At 35.3% G+C, this 7,596-nt stretch carries 7 protein-coding genes; 6 read left to right on the top strand and 1 reads right to left on the bottom strand.

Annotated elements, in window-relative coordinates:
* Window positions 1-251: 251 nt before the first annotated feature.
* A complete protein-coding gene (locus tag D5R40_RS28500) occupies window positions 252-1,220 on the bottom strand; it encodes a stage II sporulation protein M (RefSeq protein ID WP_124146137.1) in 969 nt (322 codons plus the stop codon).
* Window positions 1,221-1,301: 81 nt separating this feature from the next.
* Between D5R40_RS28500 and D5R40_RS28495 the strand changes: the two genes are divergently transcribed.
* The 6 genes from D5R40_RS28495 to D5R40_RS28470 form a co-directional block, all read left to right on the top strand.
* The gene (locus D5R40_RS28495) at window positions 1,302-2,246 is read left to right on the top strand and encodes a glycerophosphodiester phosphodiesterase family protein (protein ID WP_124146136.1); all 945 of its coding nucleotides are present in this window, start codon (window positions 1,302-1,304) and stop codon (window positions 2,244-2,246) included.
* A gap of 53 nt (window positions 2,247-2,299) precedes the next feature.
* Window positions 2,300-2,494, top strand: coding sequence for a hypothetical protein (locus D5R40_RS28490; RefSeq protein ID WP_124155559.1), 195 nt, complete (start codon window positions 2,300-2,302; stop codon window positions 2,492-2,494).
* 216 nt (window positions 2,495-2,710) lie between these two features.
* On the top strand, window positions 2,711-3,340 hold the full coding sequence (locus D5R40_RS28485; RefSeq protein ID WP_124155558.1) for a Uma2 family endonuclease: 630 nt from the start codon (window positions 2,711-2,713) through the stop codon (window positions 3,338-3,340).
* Between the two features lie 161 nt (window positions 3,341-3,501).
* Window positions 3,502-3,960: a Ycf66 family protein gene (locus D5R40_RS42225; RefSeq protein WP_339379471.1), complete on the top strand. Its 459-nt coding sequence runs from the start codon at window positions 3,502-3,504 to the stop codon at window positions 3,958-3,960.
* Window positions 3,961-4,172: 212 nt separating this feature from the next.
* Window positions 4,173-5,120, top strand: coding sequence for a DUF975 domain-containing protein (locus D5R40_RS28475; protein WP_124155557.1), 948 nt, complete (start codon window positions 4,173-4,175; stop codon window positions 5,118-5,120).
* A 559-nt stretch (window positions 5,121-5,679) separates the two neighbouring features.
* Window positions 5,680-7,596, top strand: a 1,917-nt coding sequence (locus D5R40_RS28470) for a heavy metal translocating P-type ATPase (protein ID WP_134239634.1), incomplete at its 3' end; no start/stop codon positions are given.

The following is a 7,596-nucleotide window of genomic DNA, read 5'->3' as shown; positions in this document are numbered from 1 at the left end:
CCCATGTAATTTTCCTCCTGTCTCCTGTCTCCTGTCTCCTGTCTCCTTCTTCAAACTTCTTATGGGAGAAATATGCTATATTTCCCTCCTCCCTAACCCCTACTCCCAAGAATATATTATAGCGTTTCTCAAACTAATAAGGTACACCTATCTTTTATTTCTATTCTATTCTATTCCCTGTTCCCTGTTCTCTTCTTTTGATAGCGTTTCTCAAACTAATAAGGTACACCTATCTTTATTTCTATTCTATTCTATTCCCTGTTCCCTGTTCCCTTCTTTTGACTAAAATAAATACATAAAAACAAAAATAACCCCATTCCCACAATATACTTAAAAATATCAGGCACTAACGGACTAGGCGAGAAAAATCCCTCAATAATTCCAGCAATAACTAACAACATTACAACACCAAAAACCAACTGTGCAGCTTGAAAACCATAAAACTTTAAAGCATCAACTCGACCATATTTACCCGGAAATAAAATAGCTCTTGCTATTAATAAACCAGCTCCACCAGCCAAAAATATTGCAGGTAATTCTAAAGCACCATGAGGAAATACAAAAGCCCAAAAAGGAACAGCCAAATTATGTTGACTAACTAGAGCGCCAATTGCCCCAATTAATAATCCATTAAATACCAACAAATAAACTGTATAAATACCACCACTAATACCACCAGCTACTGCAGAAAAAGAAACCCGTAAATTATTAATCATAATATTACTAGAAGCCAGAGGTTCAACTCCTACTATTGACCCCGTCCATAATTCTTGACGGTCTCGTACTTGAGAAATCAAAGATTCTGGCACTATCAACGACATAAACACTGGGTCTTGCCAACTATACCACCAGGCCACCAACCCACCAACCAAAAAAAACGCCGTCGCCACTGCCGTATAAGCCCAAGTTTTTTGCACCACTGCTGGAAACCCCCAACGAAAGAACTCCCAGACTGCTTGCCATTCCTGCTTCTGGTTTCCCTGATAAATTTGAGTGTAACCACGAGTAGTCAACCTCTGCAAATCTTGCTCCAGAATATTACCCACTTGGTGAGTTTTAGCACGGGCAAAATCTGCCGATACAGAACGATACAAACTGGCCATTTCCCTGATTTGAGCTGCTGGCAATGATTTTAATCCCTTTTTTTCTACTTGCCTTAATAAAGAGTCTAAATGCTGCCAATTTTTTTCTCTACGTCTAATCCAACGGTTAATATTCATTAAGTTTTCCTAATAGTTACCTTTGATTAGTTTAAGATAAATATAAAATTTTCACTGCAAATAATTGAGATAAATTTAGTTATGTCTGAAAATTCAACAATACCAATTGCACCCCTAAGTGCTGGGAATATTGTTAGTGCTGGGATGAGAATTTATCGAGACCATTTTAAGCCTTATTTGGGTGTAGCGATTCGAGCAACTTTATGGTCTTTTTTGCCATTTTTAGCTTTGATTCCCATACCTTTAATTTTGATTTATAATCAAGCCAATAGTTCAAGTTTTTTATTATTAATTCCTGTATGGTTATTATTGTTTATTTATTCTTCGGCAAAGTCAATTATTAATAATGCCATAATTGCTAGGTTAGTATTCGGAGAGTTAGCTAATCAACCAGAAACTGTTCGTGAAGCTAGGCGTATTTTAAAACCTAAAATGTGGATTTTTTTCCTAGCATTTTTTCTATTTTTTTTAATTGGAATTGGAATTTGGCTGATTCTTTCTGTGGTTATTGGAATTTTGGCTGGTATTATTGCTGGAATGGCAAATGCTAGTCAGCCAAATGTGGGAACTATAGTAGTTTTAGTTTTAATTGGAATTGTTATTTTTATTATTGCCTTAATTTTTATAGTTAGATTATTAATTCGTTTTTTTGTTTTTGATATGCCTTTAGCTGTAGAAGAAAATATAACAGCGACTCAAACTTTAGGACGTAGCTGGGAATTAACAAAAGGATATGTAGGGCGAATTTTTGTTGTATTGTTCATCGCAAGTTTAGTGACATTACCAATTGGGATAATTGTACAAATTATTGCTGGAATACTCGAAAATATTCTGAAAGCAACTATTCCTGCTAACCCAACAGATGCCAGCTTTCAATTACTATTATTTCTCATGGGATATAGTATTGGATTATTAAGTAATGTCTTCTTATTACCATTCTGGCAAGCTATAAATGCTCTAGTTTATTATGACCTCCGAACACGTCGAGAAGGTATGGATTTACAGTTAAGAAAACAAGAAATTTAGTTTTGTTGTAGTAGGGTCATTTCAGTTATCAGTTATCAGTTGTAAATTTAGCCATGTCTCAAAATCCAATAAAACTAACTAAACTTTTAAGCGTAGGGAATGTTGTTAGTGCTAGTATCCGAATTTATCGAGATAATTTTAAGTCTTATTTTGGTGTAGCTATTAGAGCAACTTTATGGTATTTTTTGCCATTTTTAGCTTTAATTCCGATACCTATAGTTTTGATTTATGGTCAACAAGGCATCTGAAGAAAATGTTAAAAAATTCAGTTAAATATGGAGCGATCGCTACTTTTTTTCCTATATTAGAGTTATGGGGAAATAACTTAAATAAAGCCAGTTAAAACTACAGAAATTATCTAATTTTCTTGCTGCTTTTCCTCCGTGAATTTTTCCTGAGAACCAAATAGATTTATCTTTTGCCTTCTGCCTTCTTCAAAACCGAAATTATTAGGAGTATTTAAGATGCTTATTTCAGCAGAAAAACCGGATATTAAGTTAATGACTTTAGAGGAGTTTTGGGACTGGTATCCTGATGGTTATGGTCGATTTGAACTACATAATGGAGAAATTGTTGAAGTGCAACCTACTGGAACTCACGAAAAAGTAGCTGGTTTTCTAGCTTCAAAACTATCAGTTAATATTGAGCGTCTGAACTTGCCTTTTTTTATCCATCGACAGGGACTAATTAAAGCCATAGATTCGGATAAATTGGCTTATATTCCTGATGTAGTGGTATTAGATGATAATGCTATGGAAAATGAGCCAATGTGGAAAAAACGATCGACTATTACTCAAGGTAAAAGTGTTAAATTAGCCATAGAAGTAGTAAGTACTAATTGGCAAGATGATTATTTAACTAAGCTTGGAGAATATGAAAAATTAGGGATAGGCGAGTATTGGATAGTTGATTATTTAGGGTTAGGAGGTAGGCGCTATATTGGAGACCCGAAACAACCAACTATTTCGGTTTGTAATTTAGTTGAAAATGAATATGCGATTAATTTATTTAGAGGTCAAGATGTAGTGAGTTCCCCAACTTTTCCAGAACTTAATTTAACCGCTGAACAAATATTTCAAGTCGGGCAATATTAACTATGCTTAGGATTTTCTAATGTAAACATTACTCAGAATTTGAGCAGTTTTCAGTTAATATTGACTTTTCTAAAATTTGTATCCGACGGCTCCCCTATCTGAGTTATGACCTCGTTAAGTCTATATATTAGCTTTTGTCTGAATAATCGAAGGAATATAAAATGCTAAATCTTGGTTTAAATTTTCTGAGTTTACTTGCGTTATTAGATATGTTGCTAGCCCTATTAATTTTGAATGAATCCCGAAAAAAAGCATCATCTAGAGAAGCTTTTGATATTATTCAATGGATTTTTGTTCCGATCGCAATGCTATTGTGTGGATTTATTTTGCTTTTTCAGGGATGGAGACTCGACCCAATATTATTTTTTGTTATGTTTTTGTTACATATTGTATTGGTCTTTTTGTTAATTAAAACTTTTCTATACAATTTTGTTTCTAATCAAAAAGTTTTTCAAATTATTCAATGGATATTTATTATGATTTTTTTTCCGGCCGCAGTGCTATTATGTGGAGGAATTTTGTTATTTCAGGGTTGGAGGCTCGACCCAATATTATCTTTTGCTATGTTTTTGTTAATTACTGTATCTATATTTTTGGGTATTAAAGATATATCTAAGTAAGTTGCTTCGATACTCAAAAAAAATATTGAATAACAGAGATAGAAACCATGAAATTTGTTAAGTCTTTTTCCTAAATATCTAAAGATAAAAGTAGATAATAATTTTTCTATGTAATAACAAATTATTTGTGTCTCTCCAGAAATGCTGGTGTTAGGAAAACTACTACCTTTTTGTAAGTTAATTTTCTTCAATTAATTTGAATAAATTTAATTATGTTTCAAAATAAAACTCCACCTATAAAGCCTCTGAATGTAGAAAATGTTTTTAGTGCTGGTTTAAGAATTTATCGAGATAATTTTAAGTCATATTTTGGTGTATCTATTCGAGCAAATTTATGGTTTTTATTGCCATTTTTAGCTTTGATTCCTGTACCTCTATTTTTTATGTATGGTCAGCCAGAAAACTTGCTTTTTTTACTACTCATTCCAATTTGGCTATTGCTATTTTTATATTGTTCGGCAAAATCAATTGTTAATAGTGCGATAATTGCTAGATTGGTATTCGGCGAATTAGTAAATCAACCAGAAACAGTGCGTGAAGCTAGACGGATTATGGCTCCTAAAATATGGGCTTTTTTCTTAGCGTTGTTTCTATTGTTTTTAATGGAAATGGGAATTTGGCTTTGTTTTTCTATGGTGATAGGAATTATTGCTGGTATTATCACTGCTATTATGGAAGATCCTGCTCAACAAATTGTTGGAATTTTAGCATTTTTAGGTTTAATTGTAATTATTCTTTTCCCCATTTTTTTGAACTTCTATTTACGATTATTAATTCGTTTTTTTATTATTGATATCCCCTTGGCTGTTGAAGAAAATATTACAGCAACTCAAACCATAGGACGTAGTTGGGAATTAACTAAAGGATATGTAGGGCGGATTTTTTTGATATTAATCGTAGGAGTTTTGATAACAATTCCCATTGGTATAATTCAACAAATTATTGCCACAGAAATTAAAGGCATTTTACTAACTACAGTTCCGACTCCATCAAGGGACCCAAGTTTTCAGATACTATCATTTTTAATTCGATATATCATTGGTTTATTAGGTAATCTTTTGTTATTACCATTTCGGCAAGCGATAAAAGCTGTAGTTTATTATGACCTCAGAACTCATCGGGAAGGTATAGGTTTAGAGTTAAGAAAACGGGAAATTTAATTTTGTTGCCAGGATAAATTTATTTATATCTCAAAATAAAATTTTATCTATGGAGCCTCTAAATGTCGGAAATGTTATTACTGCTGCTTATCTAGCTTATGAAGAAGGTGCTAGGTTTTAGGTAATGGGTTTGAGGTCGTAGGTTATATCATGTCCGGTTGAATAGTTATAAATAACGACCAGAATCCTCAGGAGGCTTGAATTTGAGAACAAATAAGGAAAAAAAGTCACCTCCTCAGAAGGAAACAAAAACATGAAGAATAAAGGAAAAAGATGGAACAAGAGGAGAAAGTTTTTTTATCACTAATTATCCGGACATAAATAATATTAAATCTTAATTGAGTTTGAATTAATAAATAAAAGCTGCCTGAAGAAAATGTTAAAAAATTAAGTTAACTATGGAGCGATCGCTATTTTTCTTTCTATACTAGAGTTGTTAATAAACAACTTTAAAAAGAGAATTAAAGCCACAGAAATTATCTAATTTCCTTGCTGCTTTTCCTCTTTAAATCCATTTTTTGTTCTTTCTCCCATCTTACAAATTAGTAGAGAAAATTTTATGCAAGTCGCCTCCAAACCAGAAACAACAAATATCGATCGCTCCCCATCGGAAACCATCACCCTAGATGTCAGTGGGATGAAATGTGCCGGATGTGTCAAAGCAGTCGAACGCCAACTCACCCAACAAACAGGCGTTATCTCCGCTCTAGTCAACCTCGCAACCGAAGTAGCAACCGTCCAATGCCAAACAGGGGCGATCGATCCAAACACCCTCGCCGAAAAACTCACAAATAACGGTTTCCCTACTCAACCACGTCTCGACACCTCCGAAATAGACGCAACCAAAAAACAAACCGAGCGGCATAACCAAGAAATTAAACAACAAATTAGACGGATAGCGATCGCTGCTTTCCTCATTATTCTCTCAGGTATGGGACATCTGGGTCACTTCATTGGTCTAGAAATTCCCATTTTGGGCAATATTTGGTTTCATGCAGCATTAGCAACCTTAGCTTTATTACTACCAGGACGTGAAATTATCATCGACGGTATTCAAAGTCTTTGGCGAAACGCTCCCAACATGAACACCTTAGTTGGTCTCGGCGCCCTGACTGCCTACATTGCCAGTGTTGTTGCTCTACTATTTCCCGAATTAGGTTGGGAATGCTTTTTTGACGAACCAGTAATGATCCTTGGTTTCATCCTTCTTGGCAAAACCCTCGAACAACAAGCAAGATATCGAGCAGCATCTACTCTCCAGTCATTAATAGCACTCCAACCTGCAACCGCACATTTAGTTCCCCCACCAAACGGGGAGAATAATTCTGAGTCTGTAGAAATTCCAGCTTCACGAGTCAAAGTCGGAGAATATCTCCAAGTATTGCCCGGAGAAAAAATTCCTGTGGATGGAGAAATATGTAATGGCAGAACAACAATAGATGAGTCGATGCTGACTGGGGAGTCTATACCTGTAACAAAAGAATGTGGTGCTAAAGTTACTGCCGGAACTATTAATAACTCAGGCGCTATAGTTATTCAGGCAACTCACACAGGTTCGGAAACTACATTAGCTCAAATAGTTAAATTAGTCGAAACCGCTCAAACCCGCAAAGCACCCATTCAAAATTTGGCAGATACCGTGGCAGGTTATTTTACCTACGGCGTAATGACCATCGCTTCCGCAACCTTCCTCTTTTGGTATTTAGCAGGTACTAATATCTGGCCGAATGTGTTGCAGATGACCGACCATGAAGGGATGATGATGGCACATTCCACTTCTACTTCCCCACTATTATTAAGTTTAAAATTAACTATCGCCGTCTTAGTTATTGCTTGTCCTTGTGCATTAGGTTTAGCAACACCCACCGCAATATTAGTAGGTTCGGGTGTCGGTGCAGAAAGAGGTTTATTAATTAAAGGTGGGGATGTGCTGGAAAAAGTACATGAGTTAGATACTATTGTCTTTGACAAAACTGGAACATTAACCACAGGTCATCCCACCGTTACCGATATTATCGGAGATAACCCGCAATGGTTATTACAAGTTGCAGCGACTGTGGAAAGTGGTGCGAGTCATCCCTTGGCAAAAGCAATTTTACAAAAAGCTCAACAAGAGGGTGTCTCATTACTCACAGCAACAGACTTTCACACCGAAGCTGGTTTAGGAATCTCTGCTGTTGTAGATGGTAAACCTGCTTTAGTGGGAAATTTGGAATGGTTGAAAAGCCATGAAATTATTGTCAATGCTGAAAATATCCCCTCTTTAAATGGCAAAACCGCAGTTTATATTGCTGTGGATGGAATATTAGCTGGAGTTATCGGAGTTAGCGATGTGCTTCGGGATGACGCTAAAGCAACAGTGCAACGTTTACAAAGTATGGGTTTAAGAGTGATGTTATTAACAGGCGATCGCTCTTCTGTTGCCGAAACTATTGGCCAACAGTTAAATATAAATTCAAAAGATATTTTGGCAGAA

This window comes from Okeania hirsuta, assembly GCF_003838195.1.
GTDB classification, from domain to species: domain Bacteria; phylum Cyanobacteriota; class Cyanobacteriia; order Cyanobacteriales; family Microcoleaceae; genus Okeania; species Okeania hirsuta.
This window is presented reverse-complemented; position numbering and strand designations above follow the sequence as displayed.